This window comes from Rhizobium sp. WYCCWR10014 (genome assembly GCF_001657485.1).
Classification (GTDB): domain Bacteria; phylum Pseudomonadota; class Alphaproteobacteria; order Rhizobiales; family Rhizobiaceae; genus Rhizobium.
The window spans coordinates 85,086-99,970 of sequence record NZ_LXFU01000023.1 but is presented as its reverse complement, the minus strand read 5'-3'; the positions used below and the strand labels follow the sequence as shown (position 1 = coordinate 99,970).

Below are 14,885 nucleotides of genomic sequence, written 5' to 3'. Positions count from 1 at the left end.
GTAAATAAGCAATTCGCCGAAAGCACCCGATGACCTTGCGGCCCCTGTGCTGACGCTCGAGGTCGCCTATCGCTATGGCGGGAGGTCCGGCTGAGGCGAGTGGTTTTCATTTTATGCTGGCGTTAGTTGCATATTGAACGGTCTCACGGTACGAAATCCCGGGAGGCCAAATATCGAGGCCAAAATGATTGCGCATCGTCAAGATATCGACGGCCTGCGTGCCGTAGCCGTAATTTTTGTGATTCTTTATCACTGTGGATTTGACCGCATTCTCCCCGGCGGATTTATCGGGGTGGACATTTTCTTCGTGATATCGGGTTACCTGATTACGAAAATCATTCTTGCTGACGCGGGAGTTGGCCGATTCTCGATTGGCAACTTTTATAGTCGCCGAGCAAAACGGATTCTTCCCGCCGTCGTGGTCATGTATGCTTTTGTGATGGCGGCTTCTTATTTCACGATGCTACCTGACGAAAGCTTGCGGGTCTTTAAGTCCGTGACTTCCTCCGCACTTTTTGCTTCAAATGCTTACTTCTATTTTACAACTGGATATTTCGATGATTCCGCCGAAATCAATCCGGTCCTGCACACATGGTCGTTGTCGGTCGAAGAGCAGTTCTACGTTTTTTTTCCGCTGATCGTCATGTTAGCAAGCCGACATGGGCGCAGGGCAACCGGGATGGCCATAGCGGGACTTTTCGCGGTCAGCATGATTGCTTCCATTGTCACTGTTCCGATCAATCGCTCCGCAGCCTTTTATCTTGTGCAGTATCGCGCCTGGGAACTGCTCGTAGGCTCTATCATCGCCGGACCAGTTTTGACGAAATTCGCTGATACGCGGGTTAACGATGTGCTCTCGGCAATCGGAGCTTTGCTGATCTGCCTCAGCGCACTGCTGCTATCAAAGACGTCCGAGTTTCCCGGATTGATGGCGTTGCCCGCGACCGCCGGCACGGCGCTGATCATCTGGGCAGGTCCAAGTACGCTTGTCAGCAAGCTTCTATCATTGAGGGTCGCCACTTCCATAGGCTTGATTTCGTACTCCCTCTATCTGTGGCATTGGCCGATTTGGGTATTTTCGAACCAGTATCGGGCGTGGGAGCATGGCTGGCAATTGGTGCCGATCGCTTTGAGTTTCATCGTCGCATATGCTTCGTGGCGATTTGTCGAAACGCCATTCCGAACAATGCGATACCGACCGCTCGTGTCCGTAGCCGCTGGTGCTGCTTCAATCGCATCTGTAGCAATGCTGGCATTTGTCGGTCAACTCGCCGCCGATCAAATGAAAGAGGACAACAAGGCCGTTGAACGAGTGGCGGAATTTGCTGACTACGACCCTTCGAAAGCCTTTCGCAGTGGACAATGCTTCCTCACTTCAAACGACGGTATCGAAAAATATGATCGTGATGCCTGTTTGGCTCTATCAAAGAATCAGCAGAACATAGCGCTCGTCGGTGATAGTCACGCCGCTCATCTCTATCCTGGGCTAAGGGCGCTTTCGGGGGCCAATGTCATTCAAGCGAATGCATCAGGATGTCGTCCTACTCTCGACGCCGAAGGTGAAGAACGCTGCATTGAACTCATGAACTACATGTTCAAGGAGTTCTTGCCGAGCAATAAAGTGGATGTTCTCGTGTTGGCTGGACGCTGGACAAAAGATGACGTGAAGCTCGTCAGGAAGACGGTGGATTACCTATCGCCGTTCGCCAAAAAGATCGTCGTCTTCGGACCGGTGGCAGAATATAGATCTTCCCTACCGCGGTTGCTCGCTCACAGTCTCTACGAGAGGCAACCATTTAACGCCGCCGATCATCTGGTGCCTCGGCAACACATCGGTGTGGACATTCGAGACGCATTGGCCGGAAGCGGAGCAATATATATCTCCACCTACAAGACGATGTGCAACCCAGACTGTTTGGTGTGGACAAAAAGCGGAGACCCGATCCAATTCGACTACGGGCATTTCACCGCTGACGGCTCCCGCCTTTTGATTTCAAGAGTCAAGCAGGCCCTCGTCGTTCAGTGATGAGAGCACTGTTCAAGTGATCGCGAAGAGCAAGCAAAGCTGACCGCACATCGTGTCAGCTTGTAAACCGCCCGTCTTTCAGAAACGACAGGGTCTGGCTCCACATCGTCTTGTTGACGGGCAAGAATGTGTGGTTTGCCGGAATGACGATATGCTCAGCCGCGCCGTCGAGACGCGTGCTCTCCACCGAAACCTTTCCATCATTCGGAACCCTGAGGCCAATGATAAGCGATGAGACCGGATCAATGGTCCGATTTCCGGCGATAATGCCAAGTTCGTAATCGACCGTGCCGAACAGCTCGGTCATTGCGGTTTGATCGGTAATCAGCTGCTGTCCCGCCGGTCCATAGACCTTCCTGTATAGCGGCCAGCTCTTGAGGAAATCGGCAATCTGACTGCCGTTGTTCGGCGTTCCGACCATGACCACTCTCCCCAGGTTGGCTGGGCGATCGCTGCTGAGAAACGCGCGGATGACCAGCCCACCCATCGAATAACCGACGAAATGGACCCGGCCATCGCCTGCTTTCTTCACGGCGTCGTCGACCTCCGGTCGAATGATGTCGACGAGGTCGCTGATCGAAAACCGGGTGGAGGGGTAACCGACATTCACAACCCGATAACCGTGGCCGGACAGGAAGCCGGCGAGCCTCGCCATGCTTTTCTTCGTCCGGGCAATGCCGTGAAACAGGAGGACAGTGTCGTTCATCAGTGTCCGCTCAACGTGCTGCTATCGATCAGGCTATTCTGTAGCTCTCGCGGTGAAGCTTGTCGATCAATGCGGAATGGCCAGACATCCGAACAGTTTCGTTGCGGCGTATCGTGCTCGAAACCGGAGCGGGCAGGGCGTGAAAGCGGGGGTGCGCTTATTCTCACACCCCCGCCACAAGCGCCTTGTTCTTACTTCGAGACCTCCACGGCTTCTTCCTCCAGGCCGGAGCGGTGATGGCGTCTCCAAAGGTGCCGGCGAGCGGCGCTTTTTGGGTCGCCGCGAAAACGAAAGCATCTTCCGGGGATATATCCTGGCAGAAGCTTTCGTGAAATTTGTCAGCCTTGAGCCATAGGTAGCTGTCGCTGTCCGGCTCGATATTGGCCATTGCCGCAGGAGGATGATTCCGCCTGGACTTTCGCCTGCGTCGGGAGCGAATGCGGCGATATAGACAAGCCCCGCGACATTCGGTTGATCTCCCGCTTCGGTGATGACAGCACCGCCGTAGGAATGACCGACGAGCAGGACCGGCCCTTTCTGCTGGGCCACCATCTTGCGTGTCCGTTCGGCATCCTCGGCTAGCGACGTCAACGGCAGTTCGACGGCGTGAACGGACTGATAGCCCCTTTGTGCCAGTTCGAGTATGACCTTGCCCCAATGTGCGGCTCCACCCCAAAAGCCATGCACCAGAATGATCGTCGGTTTATGATTCATAGTTTCTCCTGTTTTCTGAAAAGAGCGATACGACCGTGCTCGGCGAGAACGGACTCCAAATATCCTCTGCCGGCGGAAGAACGGTCTCACGCACACATCCAACCGCCTTAATTGATTGCATTCAATATAGCTAGATTTTTCCGATTGAAGCGATTAATGCATATTGACGCCTAGCCTTCTTCGGACCGAGACGCATCCATTGCATTGCGACGCCGCCGGAAAGGCGGCCTCAACTCGGACAACGGCTTCAGTCCTGGCCCCGCGCCGCGCCAGTATCAATGCTTCCTGCAATGATTGACGACCAATTGAATGCACCTGATTTGAGCTTTCGTGCATTCGATTTTTGCACGCCGTCGCTCAGAAATTAGCTCTAAAATTTTCGCTTTCGTTATTGATAGCATAATTGAATGCATTATCGTCAGATTTGACTGCTATTTGTGCATAATCAATCTGGCATAGCGCTTGCAATTGGATGGATGCCCCCCCCGGATGGGGATCAGATTTCAATCAAGGAGCCATCCATGCCCGCAGTGACCAAGCCAGCCAATCAAAAAGGCGACTTTCTTGTCGATTACGAGGACAAGGTTTTCGAAGACGTGCAAGCCGGCGAAGGCGAAAAAGCCCTCGTCACCTTCCATACCGTGGCCTTCGAAGGATCGATCGGATTCGTCAACCTGCTGCAGGCGACACGCCTGAAGCGGAAAGGTTTCGAGACATCGATCCTTCTCTACGGCCCGGGCGTCACGCTCGGCGTCCAGCGCGGTTTTCCGACGCTCGGCGCGGAGGCCTTTCCCGGCCATCTGAATTTTAACAACCAGATCGTCAAGTTCATGGAAGAAGGCGGCAAGGTCTATGCCTGCCGTTTTGCCCTTCAGGCGCTTTACGGCCATGGCGAAGGCGCGCTGATCCCCGGCATCGCGCCGATCAGTCCGCTCGACGTTCTCGACCTCATCCTGATCCATCGCCGCGACGGCGCCTTCATCCTTGATACCTGGACGCTCTGAGCAGCAAGCGCGCCACAAAGAATAAGGGCGGAGCCTTGGCGCTCCGCCTCCCCACCCGTCAATCGAGGATTTCGTCATGGAGAAAAAAACGAGTGTCCGGGTTGCCGCCGCGCAGATCGCGCCGGATCTGACCTCGCGCGAGAAAACACTGGCCCGCGTGCTGGATGCAATTCGTGAAGCGGCAGCCAAAGGCGCCGAGCTGATCGTCTTTCCCGAAACCTTCGTCCCCTGGTACCCCTATTTTTCTTTCGTGCTGCCGCCGGTTCTCTCCGGCAAGGAGCACGTGCGACTTTATGAGGAAGCCGTCACGGTGCCGAGCGCTGCCACCGATGCGGTCTCGGCCGCCGCCCGCGAGCATGGCATCGTCGTGGCGCTTGGCGTCAACGAGCGCGACCACGGATCGCTCTATAATGCCCAGCTGCTGTTTGATGCCGATGGCACGCTCATCCTCAAGCGTCGCAAGATCACCCCGACCTTTCATGAGCGAATGATCTGGGGCCAGGGCGACGCCTCGGGCCTCAAGGTGGTCGACAGCGCCGTCGGACGCCTTGGGGCGCTGGCCTGCTGGGAGCATTACAATCCTCTGGCCCGCTACGCCCTGATGGCGCAGCACGAGGACATCCATATCGCCCAGTTTCCGGGCTCGATGGTCGGGCCGATCTTTGCCGACCAGATGGAAGTCACCATCCGCCACCATGCGCTGGAAAGCGGTTGTTTCGTGGTCAATGCCACAGGCTGGCTAACCGACGAGCAGATTGCCTCCATCACCTCCGACGCCGGTCTGCAGAAGGCCCTGCGCGGCGGCTGCATGACCGCAATCATCTCGCCCGAAGGCAAACATGTCGTGCCGCCGCTCACAGAAGGCGAAGGCATCCTGATCGCCGATCTCGACATGAGCCTGATCGTCAAACGCAAGCGGATGATGGATTCGGTCGGCCATTATGCCCGACCCGAGCTGCTGCATCTTGTCATGGATGGCCGCGCCACGGCGCCGATGGTCGCCACCACTCAGCCATCCCTCCCCATAGCCGAAGCAAGGACCCTTTCCGATGGAGCATACGATACGTCTGCCGACCGAGATACTGATCAACGAATTGCAGTCCTACGGAGCCCGGCTCGTTGACCCCAAGGCCGGACATGAAAGCCGCCGCGGTGGTGCCGGACCGTCCGACCATAAGGCACTGACCATTGACGGCATGACGGTGATGGTGCCGGTTCACACCGCACCTGCATTCGAGAGCCCCTATCTGGTGGAAAAGCCGGACGAGATGGGCCGCAGCCGTATCAGCCGGGACGGCACGGTGCTGGGCGAGGTCTCCTTTCCCCTGCGTCCACGCTTCTACGAGCGCTCGACCGCCGACGGTATTCCCTATTCGCAGATCGCCGTTCTGCACGGCAAGGACGTGCTTGCCACGACCGTGCTGCAGACCTGCATCCGCTATCAGAGCCGTACCAAGACCTGTCAGTTCTGCGCCATCGGCCAATCGCTGGCCGCCGGCCGCACCATCGCCCATAAGACGCCGGAGCAGCTTGCGGAAGTCGCCAAGGCCGCGGTCGAACTGGACGGCGTCAAGCATATGGTGATGACCACCGGCACGCCGAAGGGCGACGACCGCGGTGCTGCGATCCTCGCCGACAGCGCCCGCGCCATCAAGGCGGCCGTCAACATTCCCATCCAGGCGCAATGCGAGCCGCCGGAGGACGATCGATGGTTCACCCGCATGAAGGAGGCCGGCGTCGATGCACTCGGCATGCATCTGGAAGCCGTGACGCCGGAGGTCCGTGCCCGCATCATGCCCGGCAAGGCGCAGGTCTCGATCGCCAAATACATGGCCTCGTTCAAGGCCGCAGTGGAGGTCTTCGGGCGCGGCCAGGTCTCGACCTATATTCTGGCGGGGCTCGGCGACAGCCGTGAAGCCATTCTGGACATCTGCGAAAAGCTGGTTGCGCTCGGTGTCTATCCCTTCGTCGTGCCCTTCGTACCGATCTCCGGCACGCCGCTGGAAAGCCATCCGGCGCCGAGGCCCGACTTCATGCACTCGATCCTCGGACCCTTGTCCAGGATGCTGGTCGCCAGCGGCTTGAAGGCCGTCGACATCAAGGCCGGCTGCGGCAAATGCGGCGCCTGCTCCGCCCTTTCCACCTATGAAAGGATGCTCACCAAATGATGCTCGAAGCCTTTGCTCCCTATCGCTCGAGCGAATTCCAGGTGAAGTTCGCAACCTCCGCCTGGGAGCGCAGCCAAGCGCATGCGCTGCGCCGTGCCGTCTTCTGCGAGGAACAGCGGATCTTCGAAGGCGATGACCGAGATGCGATCGATGATCAGGCCATCCCGATCGTGGCTCTCTCCATGCTCGGCGTTGCCGCCGACCAGCTGGTCGGAACGGTGCGCATCCATCAGGCCGAACCCGGTCTCTGGTGGGGCTCGCGGCTGGCGGTCCATCCGGATTTCCGCAAGATCGGCGCCCTGGGGGCGACTCTGATCAAGCTCGCCGTGTCCTCCGCCAATGCGATCGGATGCCACACGTTCCTCGCCAATGTGCAGGTTCAGAACGGTCTGCTGTTCCGCAGGCTGCACTGGGATGTGATCGAGGAATTCGAGGTCTACGGCAAGCCGCATCTCAGGATGAAGGCCGACCTTGCTTATTATCCGCCCTGCGCCACACCCGAGGCTGGCTTCACCGCTCTTTCCAGAAAGGCGGCGTAAGGATGGTCGCGTTCGACATCAAGACCCTGGCGGCAAAACTCTCGGCCAGCAGCGGCATCGCCGCCAAGCAGGATATCGGCACGATCGCGGCAAGGCTCGGCCTGCAGTGGCAGCAGATTGCCGTCGGCGACGATTGCGCCGCACTGCCCGATGGCGACGGTTATCTGCTTTTTGCCATTGAAGGGTTCATGAACGAGTTCGTCGCCGCCGACCCCTGGTTCGCCGGCTGGTGCGGCGTCATGGTCAACATCTCCGACGTCGTTGCCATGGGTGGCCGGCCGATCGCCGTGGTCGATGCCGTCTGGGCCAATGGCGAGGCAGGCGCGACACCCGTTCTGGAAGGCATGCGGGCGGCATCCAGCGCCTTTGGCGTGCCGATCGTCGGCGGGCACACCAATATCCGCACCGAACGCGGCCAATTGTCGGTCGCCATTCTCGGTCGTGCCAAGACGCTGCTGACGAGCTTCGATGCAAAGCCGGGCGATGTGCTGGTTGCAGCGATCGACCATCGCGGCCGTTACCGCGAACCCTTCAACAACTGGGAAGCCGCCACCGATGCCGCGCCGGCGCGCCTGCGCGGCGATCTCGAGCTGCTGCCCGCGATCGCCGAGGCCGGGCTGGCGCTGTCTGCGAAGGATATCAGCCAGGGCGGCATCGTCGGCACGGCCATCATGCTGGCAGAATGTTCGCATGTCGGCATCGATATCGACGTCACCGCCGTTCCCCTGCCCGCCGGTGTGAGCCTCGACCGCTGGCTCGTCACCTTTCCGAGCTTCGGCTATCTGCTCTCGGTCGCGCCGGAACATGCGGCCGATGTCGTCACCCGCTTCACCGCGCGCGGCATCAGCGCTGCGGTCATCGGCGCAGTCGTGGCTGGTGGCGAGATCGCACTGGTCGATGGCGAAAGCCGTGCAGTGGTGCGCGATCATACCGAAACACCCCTGCTGCAGCTCGGTCGGCAGGATGTCGCCGCATGAGCCTCCCGTCGCACCGAACCCTGCGCATTGCCATGCTGACCCATTCCACCAACCCGCGTGGCGGCGTGGTTCATGCCATGCAGCTTTCGGAAGCGCTGACCTCGCTTGGTCATGAGGTGGTCCTGCATGCGCCTGATGCCAAAGGGGCGGGCTTCTTTCGTCAACCCTCCTGCGGCACCGCCTGCATTGCCGTGCCGCCGGCACCTGCGGACATGACGCAAATGGTCGAGCAGCGGATTGCAGACTATGTCGGCTATTTCCGAAGAACCGGAACCAACGGTTTCGACCTGTTCCACGCCCATGACGGCATTTCCGGCAATGCGCTGGCGACCCTCAAGCTGGAGGGCCTGATCCCGAATTTTGCCCGCACTGTCCACCACATCGACCAGTTTGCTGATCCGCGCCTGATGGCTTTGCAGGATCGTGCGATCGATGCGGCCGATATCTTCTTCGCCGTCAGCCGCCTCTGGCGGGACAAGCTGAGATATGATCGCGGCATTGAGGCGACAGTGGTGGGCAACGGCGTCGACACCAACCGCTTCTCGCCTGCCTGGAGCGGCGAGCAGGTCGCTCTGCGCGACAGACTGCAGCTGGGAAGCGGGCCGATCTTCCTCAGTGTCGGCGGCATCGAGGCGCGAAAGAACACCCTCGGTATTCTCGAAGCCTTTCGTCAGGTCCGCGCCATCCGGCCGGATGCCCAGCTTGTCATTGCCGGCGGCGCCTCTATCCTGGACCATGGCGACTATCAGGAAGAGTTCCGTTCTTGCCTCGCCTGCCTCGGTCGGGACGCCGCAGCGGTGCATATCACCGGTGCGATCGCCGATGCCGACATGCCGAGCCTCTACCGGCTGGCGGATGCGCTGGTGTTCCCTTCGCTCAAGGAGGGCTTCGGCCTCGTCGTTCTGGAAGCCATGGCCAGCGGCATTCCGGTCGTGACGTCCTCGATTGCGCCCTTCACCGAATATCTAGGTCCCGGCGATGCGATCTGGTGCGATCCGCGTCATCCGGTCTCCATTGCCGAAGGCATGGTGCTGGCGCTGGTCGCACCGATCCGCGAGCAGATCATTCCCCGTGGTCTCGCGGTTGCCGCCCGCCATGGCTGGCACCAAACCGCGACTGCCCATCTTGCCCGCTATCACACGCTGCTGGAGCCCCACCATGCCTGAAATGCGGTTCGTCATTGCCTGGCCGGATGGCCGCAAGGAGACCTGTTACTCGCCCTCCCTGGTGATCAAGGACTATTTCGCCGAGGGCCGAAGCTATCCGCTGTCCGACTTTCTCGATCGCAGCCGCACGGCACTGACCATCGCCAGCGACAGGGTCAAGGCGAAATACGGCTATCCCTGCTCGTTGGCGCTCGGCCAGCTGTCGCGCATCGAACAGGCCGCCACTCCCTATCTCACCGACGCAGGGGCCGAAGTCCGCTGCGAAAGCTTCATCCTTTGAAAGGACCCACCATGACCACACCATTCCTCAAGAGCCATTACAGTGCGGTCGTCATCGGCGGTGGCCAGGCCGGGCTCTCGGCCTCTCATTATCTGAAGGGGCACGGCATCGATCACGTGGTCTTCGAGAAGAAGACCGTTGCGCATAAGTGGAAGAACGAACGCTGGGACGCCTTCTGCCTGGTGACGCCGAACTGGCAATGCCAGCTTCCCGACCATCCCTATGACGGCACGGATCCGCACGGTTTTATGGTCAAGGACGAGATTCTCGCCTATGTCGATCGCTTCGTGAAAAAGGTCGATGCGCCGGTCTTCGAGCAAACCAGCGTGACCTCGCTCGAAAGGCATGGCGGCCTCTTCCGGCTAGCGACCTCGGCTGGCGCAGTGACCGCCGATGCCGTGGTGATCGCCACCAGCCTCTATGCAGATCCGGCCATTCCGCGTGCTGCCGAGCGCCTGCCGGAGGACATCATGCAGATCCATACAGCCGCCTACCGCAGCGCCGATCACCTGCCGGAAGGCGGCGTCATCGTGGTCGGCTCCGGCCAGTCCGGCTGCCAGATTGCAGAGGATCTGCATCTGGCCGGCCGCAAGGTGCATCTCGTCACCGGCAACGCGCCACGCTGCGCCCGGTTCTATCGCGGCCGCGATGTGGTCGACTGGCTTTCCGATATCGGCCAGTACGACATCACGGTCGAACATGATGGCATGACGAAGAAGAAGCACGACACCAACCATTACCTGACAGGACGCGACGGCGGACGCGATATCGATCTGCGCAAGTTCGCGCTGGAGGGCATGGCGCTATACGGCCGCATGTCCGGCGTCGCCGCCGGCCGGATGCTGTTCGAGCCGAACCTGAAGGCCAATCTCGACGGCGCCGACCGTGTCTACAACGGCATCAATGCCCTGATTGACCGGCATATCGCCGAAAAGGGCATCGATGCTCCGGCCGGGTCCCCCTATGTCCCCGTCTGGGAGCCTGAGGCGGAGATCGCCGAACTCGACCTGAAGGCGGAGGGGATCACCTCGGTCATCTGGGCCACGGGATTCAGTCCAGATTGGTCCTTCGTCGGACTGCCGATCTTCGATGGCAATGCCTATCCCGTTCATCGCCGCGGCGTCACCGTCGTCGATGGTGTCTACGTGCTGGGACTTCCCTGGCTCTGGACCTGGGGCTCGGGCCGGTTCCTCAGCGTCGGCAGGGATGCCGAACATGTGGTCGGGCATCTCGCAGCTCGACGTTCGGCACAGACATCGTCTCTCAAGCAATCGGTCAGCGCCTGATCATGAGCGCGGCCCTTCTCGATTTTCCGCCCGCAGGACCTTCGGCACGCGACCTGATGGAACGCGCCCTTGATCCGCACATGCTGCTCGGCATGCCGCATTTGAATGGAAACGGGCTATCGGAGACCTGGCTGATGAAGGAACTCGGCCATCGCCATTGGCTGATGCTCGCCTGTCATCTCGGGATCGACAATGCGGATTTCAGAACGGCCGATGGAGAGGAGGCCTATGCCGCGATCTGTGCAACGTCACTGACGGATGCGCGTTTCGACGTCGTGCAGGCGAACGACATTTTGACGATCCATTCGAGACTGTCCGCAGTCTCGCGAACCCGGACTTCGACCCGACACGAGTTGTCTGTCCACGGACGAAGCGTCGGCGCCGTCGAACTCATCTCAACCTTCGTTTACAGAACGATCAAAGACAACAATCACTCGATAGCGCGTGTGACGTTGCCTGAGCCGCAGGGACAACGGTTCCAGCCTAGTCTTCTGGCCCAGAATGCTGCAGACATCCGGAATGGGCGGTTAGAAACGCATTTCGGGTTTCCGGTCTCCGCAAACAAAGCGCTCCGAACCTTTCGGTTTGATCCCAGCGCCTCGCAGGAGTTCAACGGCGCGGGACTGTTTTACTTTGCCGAGTATCAGGCTCTCGCCGATCGCGCCTTGGAAAACTGGTTTCCCTGCAAGGGGCCGGTCGTCCGTAAGGACGTCTTCTTCCTGGGAAATATCGAACGAAATGAAAGCGTTTTCTTCGACCTTATTGATTTTTCTGACGAGCAAAAATCTGTTCATGGGCAGTTGCGACGCGAAAATGGGAAAGTGATCGCCAAAATATTCGGTATGTGGACATGTCTTCGCTGAGGCATGGACGGGAGCCCGCACTTGCGGCGCGTGCTTGATACGGCGTCCCGCTAGTGATCTAGTGGATGATGAAATGAAAGTGAACTTCAGCGGTCCGTCTGATGAATGTTCGACCGCTCCTGTGCTAGCGTCCCATGCGCGTCTGAAAAGACGCTCGGCGCTGTAGAGAAAGATATGCGAGCACGTGACGACCAGCATCAGACATATCGCTAAACTTGCAGGAACATCGGTCTCTTCGGTCTCGCGCGTGCTCAACAACAGCGGTTACGCCTCGCCTGAGCTCAGGGACCGGGTCGAGGCGGCTATCCGAACGCTGAATTACACGCCCAGCAAGGGTGCCCGTATGCTGCGCGGTGCACCAAGCCGGATGATCGGACTGATGCTGCCGTCGATTGAAGTGCCTTTCTTCGGCATCCTGGCGCATGCCATCGAACAGGAATTGTTTCAGCACGGCTATCAGACGCTGATCTGCAGCACGGCGGAAAATATGGACCATGAGGTGCGCTACATCTCCATGCTGCTCGCCCAGCGCGTCGACGGCGTTATCGTGGCGAGCGCCTTCGGCAGCACCGAGCATTTCGGGGTGCTCAGGGACGCTCACATTCCGATCATCGCCATTGACCGCGAGCTGAGCGGCATCGCCGACGACGCTGTCATGGCCGATCACGAGGAAGGTGGACGGCTGATGGCGCGCCATCTGCTTGACCTCGGCCACCGGGCGATCGCCATCGTCGGCGCGCCGGCCCACAGCCAGCCTATCCAGCTTCGCCTTCAGGGCATTACGGCCGAGATGGCGAAAGACGGCCTCGCTCCTGCCATCGTGGCGATGGCGGAAGAGCACAGCTTTGCAGAAACCTACCGGCTGGCGCGAGAATTGCTGGCATCTCGACCCGAGGTCACCGCAATCATCGGCACGACCGACGTTTCAGCGATTGCCGCGATCCATGCCATCCAGGATCGCGAATTTTCCGTTCCGAACGACTATTCGGTCGTCGGCTTCGACGATCTGCCGGAGGCAGCCTATGTCTTTCCACGGCTGACAACGGTCGCGCAGCCGATCCGCGACGTCGGGCAGCAGGCAGCACGGCTGCTGGAAGCGCTGATCGACGAGCACCAAACGGGAGACAAACCTCGGCAAGGTGCGATCGTAAAAGTGCCGGTCACGCTGATCGAGCGCGATTCCACCGGCCCCGTTCGCAGTTGAGCAGATGGGACCCCGAAGCTAGGGCCGAATGATGACCTTGATCTCGCCTGGCAATGGCGCGTTGCCCACCATGTCGGCGACCTCCTCGAGACCGATGGTTTTGGTGACCAATGCGTCCAGTTCCAACACCCCGTTCGCGACCATTGCCGCAGCGCGCGAATGGGTGAAGGGGTTGAGGTAGGCCGGCCTGATATCGACTTCGTTTACGAGCAGATCGAAAGGCAGAACCGGCACCTCGACACCCGCCGGCGTCACCCCGAAAAGCACGAAGGTGCCACCGCGCCGCGCCATTTTCAGACCCGTTTGAAGCGTGTCGGGCACGCCGGCGCACTCGATGACCACGTCTGTGCCGCCTTTGGTAACCTCTCGCACGGAAGCGATCGTGTCCGAAGAGGCCGGGTCGAAGGCGTGCGTCGCCCCCAGGCGCAAAGCAGTTTGCCGTCTCGATTGCTGGCGTGTGATCAAAATGATCTCGCCTGCCCCAGCCAACCGGGCCAGTTGCACCATGAGCAGACCGATCACGCCCCCGCCGAGGATCGCGACGCTGTCGCCCGGACGGATCCTTGCCTTGTCGATGGCGTGGATACAGCAAGCCAGCGGTTCACTGAAGGCGCCATGAACGGGATCGAGGCCGGCCGGCAGGACGAAGGCCTGCGCATGCGGCACCGCCACATATTCCGCAAAGCCGCCGTCCCGTGTGACGCCGATGGCCGTCAAGCTCTCGCACAAGTTCGGCCGCGCTTGCGTGCAAGCCCGACAGGTGCCGCACGAGATATTCGGGTCGACCGTCACCAGCTCACCGCCGGTAAACCGGGTCACCACATCGCCGATCCCTTCCACGATGCCGCAGAATTCGTGGCCCAGCGTGACGGGGATCGCTGTCGGATATTCGCCCTTGTACATGTGGCGATCGGAACCGCAGATGCCGGCGGCTACCACCCGGACAAGCAACTCGCCCGGCCCGGCAACCGGCTTCTCAACGCTACGCATGGTCAAAGACCCGACCGACTCCAAGCGTACAGCCTTCATTTCACTCCTCCAGACCACAAGTTCGATTGCCTCTTTGCGGGATGAAGCCGCCTTGCGGGATGGCCCGCCACACGGCATCGACCATCCCGGGCACGGCTCAAGCGCTCAGCTCATGACATTGCCGCCGTCGACATTGTAGCACTGCGCCACGATGTATACTGCATCAGGCCCGGCCAGGAAGGCGGCCATGGCAGCTTGTTCGTGGGGGGCGCCAAATCGTCCGGCCGGAACGGCGGCGGCCACGCGGCGCTTGACGTCACCGGGTTTCAAACCTTCCCGGCTGCCGAGTTTTGCATCGACGACGTCCCACATCGGCGTATCGACGACGCCGGGAGCAATGGCGTTGACATTGATCCCGTAACGGATCAGCTCCAGAGCGGAGCTTTGCGTGATGCTGATGACGGCCGCCTTGGAAGCGCAGTAAGCCACAGCCGGTCCTTCGCCCCGACGTCCAGCCTGGGACGAGAAGTTGATGATGCGTCCACCTTCCCCTCTCTCCACCATGTGCCGGGCAACGGCCTGTGTCATGAAGATCAGGCCTTCGATATTGACCTGAAATACCCTAGCGGTGCGCTCCCGGGATATTTCCAGAATGGACTCGACCTCGTAAATGCCTGCGGCATTGACCAGGATATCGATCTTGCCGGCGGTGGCGATCGTGAAGCGCGCAGCTTCTTCGATGCTGTCCTGGCTGGTCACATCAAGCGCGACACCCCAGGCACCAGGGCCGATCGCTTCCGCCACCCGTGCGCATCGTTCATCGTCAAGGTCCGCCACGACGACCCTGGCGCCTTCGGCGGCGAAGCGTTCGCATACCGCCTTGCCGATGCCGCTCGCTCCTCCTGTGACCAATGCCACCTTGCCGGAGAGCCGCGCCGTTTCCGCATATGTCATCGCACTGCCTCCCCGGTCGCGCCTAAATC

Annotated in this window: 14 protein-coding genes and 1 pseudogene; 11 read left to right on the top strand and 4 right to left on the bottom strand. The window is 60.1% G+C overall.

Annotated features, from left to right (window positions below):
- Positions 1 to 184 precede the first annotated feature (184 nt).
- On the top strand, positions 185 to 2,026 hold the full coding sequence (locus A6U98_RS02770; RefSeq protein ID WP_064647863.1) for an acyltransferase family protein: 1,842 nt from the start codon (positions 185 to 187) through the stop codon (positions 2,024 to 2,026).
- Positions 2,027 to 2,081: 55 nt separating this feature from the next.
- On the opposite strand, the gene A6U98_RS02765 is transcribed toward A6U98_RS02770, so the two are convergent.
- Together A6U98_RS02765 and A6U98_RS02760 are read right to left on the bottom strand one after the other, a co-directional pair.
- A complete protein-coding gene (locus A6U98_RS02765; protein WP_064647861.1) occupies positions 2,082 to 2,732 on the bottom strand; it encodes an alpha/beta fold hydrolase in 651 nt (216 codons plus the stop codon).
- 208 nt (positions 2,733 to 2,940) lie between these two features.
- A pseudogene (locus A6U98_RS02760) lies at positions 2,941 to 3,446 on the bottom strand (alpha/beta hydrolase); the annotation flags it as partial.
- A gap of 521 nt (positions 3,447 to 3,967) precedes the next feature.
- Between A6U98_RS02760 and A6U98_RS02755 the strand changes: the two are divergent.
- The 10 genes from A6U98_RS02755 to A6U98_RS02710 all read left to right on the top strand — a co-directional run bounded on the left by A6U98_RS02755 (position 3,968) and on the right by A6U98_RS02710 (position 12,933).
- The gene (locus A6U98_RS02755; RefSeq protein WP_064647859.1) at positions 3,968 to 4,450 is read left to right on the top strand and encodes an MSMEG_0572/Sll0783 family nitrogen starvation response protein; all 483 of its coding nucleotides are present in this window, start codon (positions 3,968 to 3,970) and stop codon (positions 4,448 to 4,450) included.
- A gap of 76 nt (positions 4,451 to 4,526) precedes the next feature.
- Complete coding sequence (locus A6U98_RS02750; protein WP_064647857.1) at positions 4,527 to 5,573, top strand: Nit6803 family nitrilase; 1,047 nt, start codon at positions 4,527 to 4,529, stop codon at positions 5,571 to 5,573.
- Positions 5,500 to 6,618, top strand: a complete 1,119-nt coding sequence (locus A6U98_RS02745; RefSeq protein WP_064647855.1) for an MSMEG_0568 family radical SAM protein — start codon at positions 5,500 to 5,502, stop codon at positions 6,616 to 6,618. The genes A6U98_RS02750 and A6U98_RS02745 overlap by 74 nt, the downstream gene beginning before the upstream one ends.
- Positions 6,615 to 7,157 carry an MSMEG_0567/Sll0786 family nitrogen starvation N-acetyltransferase gene (locus A6U98_RS02740; RefSeq protein WP_064647853.1) on the top strand — a complete coding sequence of 181 codons (543 nt, stop codon included), beginning with the start codon at positions 6,615 to 6,617 and terminating at the stop codon, positions 7,155 to 7,157. Before A6U98_RS02745 ends, A6U98_RS02740 begins: the two co-directional genes overlap by 4 nt.
- Positions 7,158 to 7,159: 2 nt before the next feature.
- Positions 7,160 to 8,134, top strand: coding sequence for a sll0787 family AIR synthase-like protein (locus A6U98_RS02735; protein WP_064647851.1), 975 nt, complete (start codon positions 7,160 to 7,162; stop codon positions 8,132 to 8,134).
- Positions 8,131 to 9,300 (top strand): MSMEG_0565 family glycosyltransferase, encoded by a 1,170-nt coding sequence (locus A6U98_RS02730; RefSeq protein ID WP_064647849.1) that lies wholly within the window; start codon positions 8,131 to 8,133, stop codon positions 9,298 to 9,300. Before A6U98_RS02735 ends, A6U98_RS02730 begins: the two co-directional genes overlap by 4 nt.
- On the top strand, positions 9,293 to 9,580 hold the full coding sequence (locus A6U98_RS02725) for an MSMEG_0570 family nitrogen starvation response protein (protein WP_018445851.1): 288 nt from the start codon (positions 9,293 to 9,295) through the stop codon (positions 9,578 to 9,580). The genes A6U98_RS02730 and A6U98_RS02725 overlap by 8 nt, the downstream gene beginning before the upstream one ends.
- 11 nt (positions 9,581 to 9,591) lie before the next feature.
- Positions 9,592 to 10,866, top strand: a complete 1,275-nt coding sequence (locus A6U98_RS02720; RefSeq protein ID WP_064647847.1) for an MSMEG_0569 family flavin-dependent oxidoreductase — start codon at positions 9,592 to 9,594, stop codon at positions 10,864 to 10,866.
- 2 nt (positions 10,867 to 10,868) lie between these two features.
- Positions 10,869 to 11,729, top strand: coding sequence for a Pnap_2097 family protein (locus A6U98_RS02715; RefSeq protein ID WP_064647845.1), 861 nt, complete (start codon positions 10,869 to 10,871; stop codon positions 11,727 to 11,729).
- Positions 11,730 to 11,913: 184 nt separating this feature from the next.
- On the top strand, positions 11,914 to 12,933 hold the full coding sequence (locus A6U98_RS02710) for a LacI family DNA-binding transcriptional regulator (RefSeq protein WP_064647843.1): 1,020 nt from the start codon (positions 11,914 to 11,916) through the stop codon (positions 12,931 to 12,933).
- A gap of 18 nt (positions 12,934 to 12,951) precedes the next feature.
- Here A6U98_RS02710 and A6U98_RS02705 read toward each other — a convergent pair whose 3' ends face one another.
- Both A6U98_RS02705 and A6U98_RS02700 read right to left on the bottom strand, forming a co-directional pair.
- A complete protein-coding gene (locus A6U98_RS02705; RefSeq protein WP_064647841.1) occupies positions 12,952 to 13,962 on the bottom strand; it encodes a zinc-dependent alcohol dehydrogenase family protein in 1,011 nt (336 codons plus the stop codon).
- A 105-nt stretch (positions 13,963 to 14,067) separates the two neighbouring features.
- Complete coding sequence (locus A6U98_RS02700; RefSeq protein WP_064647839.1) at positions 14,068 to 14,856, bottom strand: L-iditol 2-dehydrogenase; 789 nt, start codon at positions 14,854 to 14,856, stop codon at positions 14,068 to 14,070.
- Positions 14,857 to 14,885 lie beyond the last annotated feature (29 nt).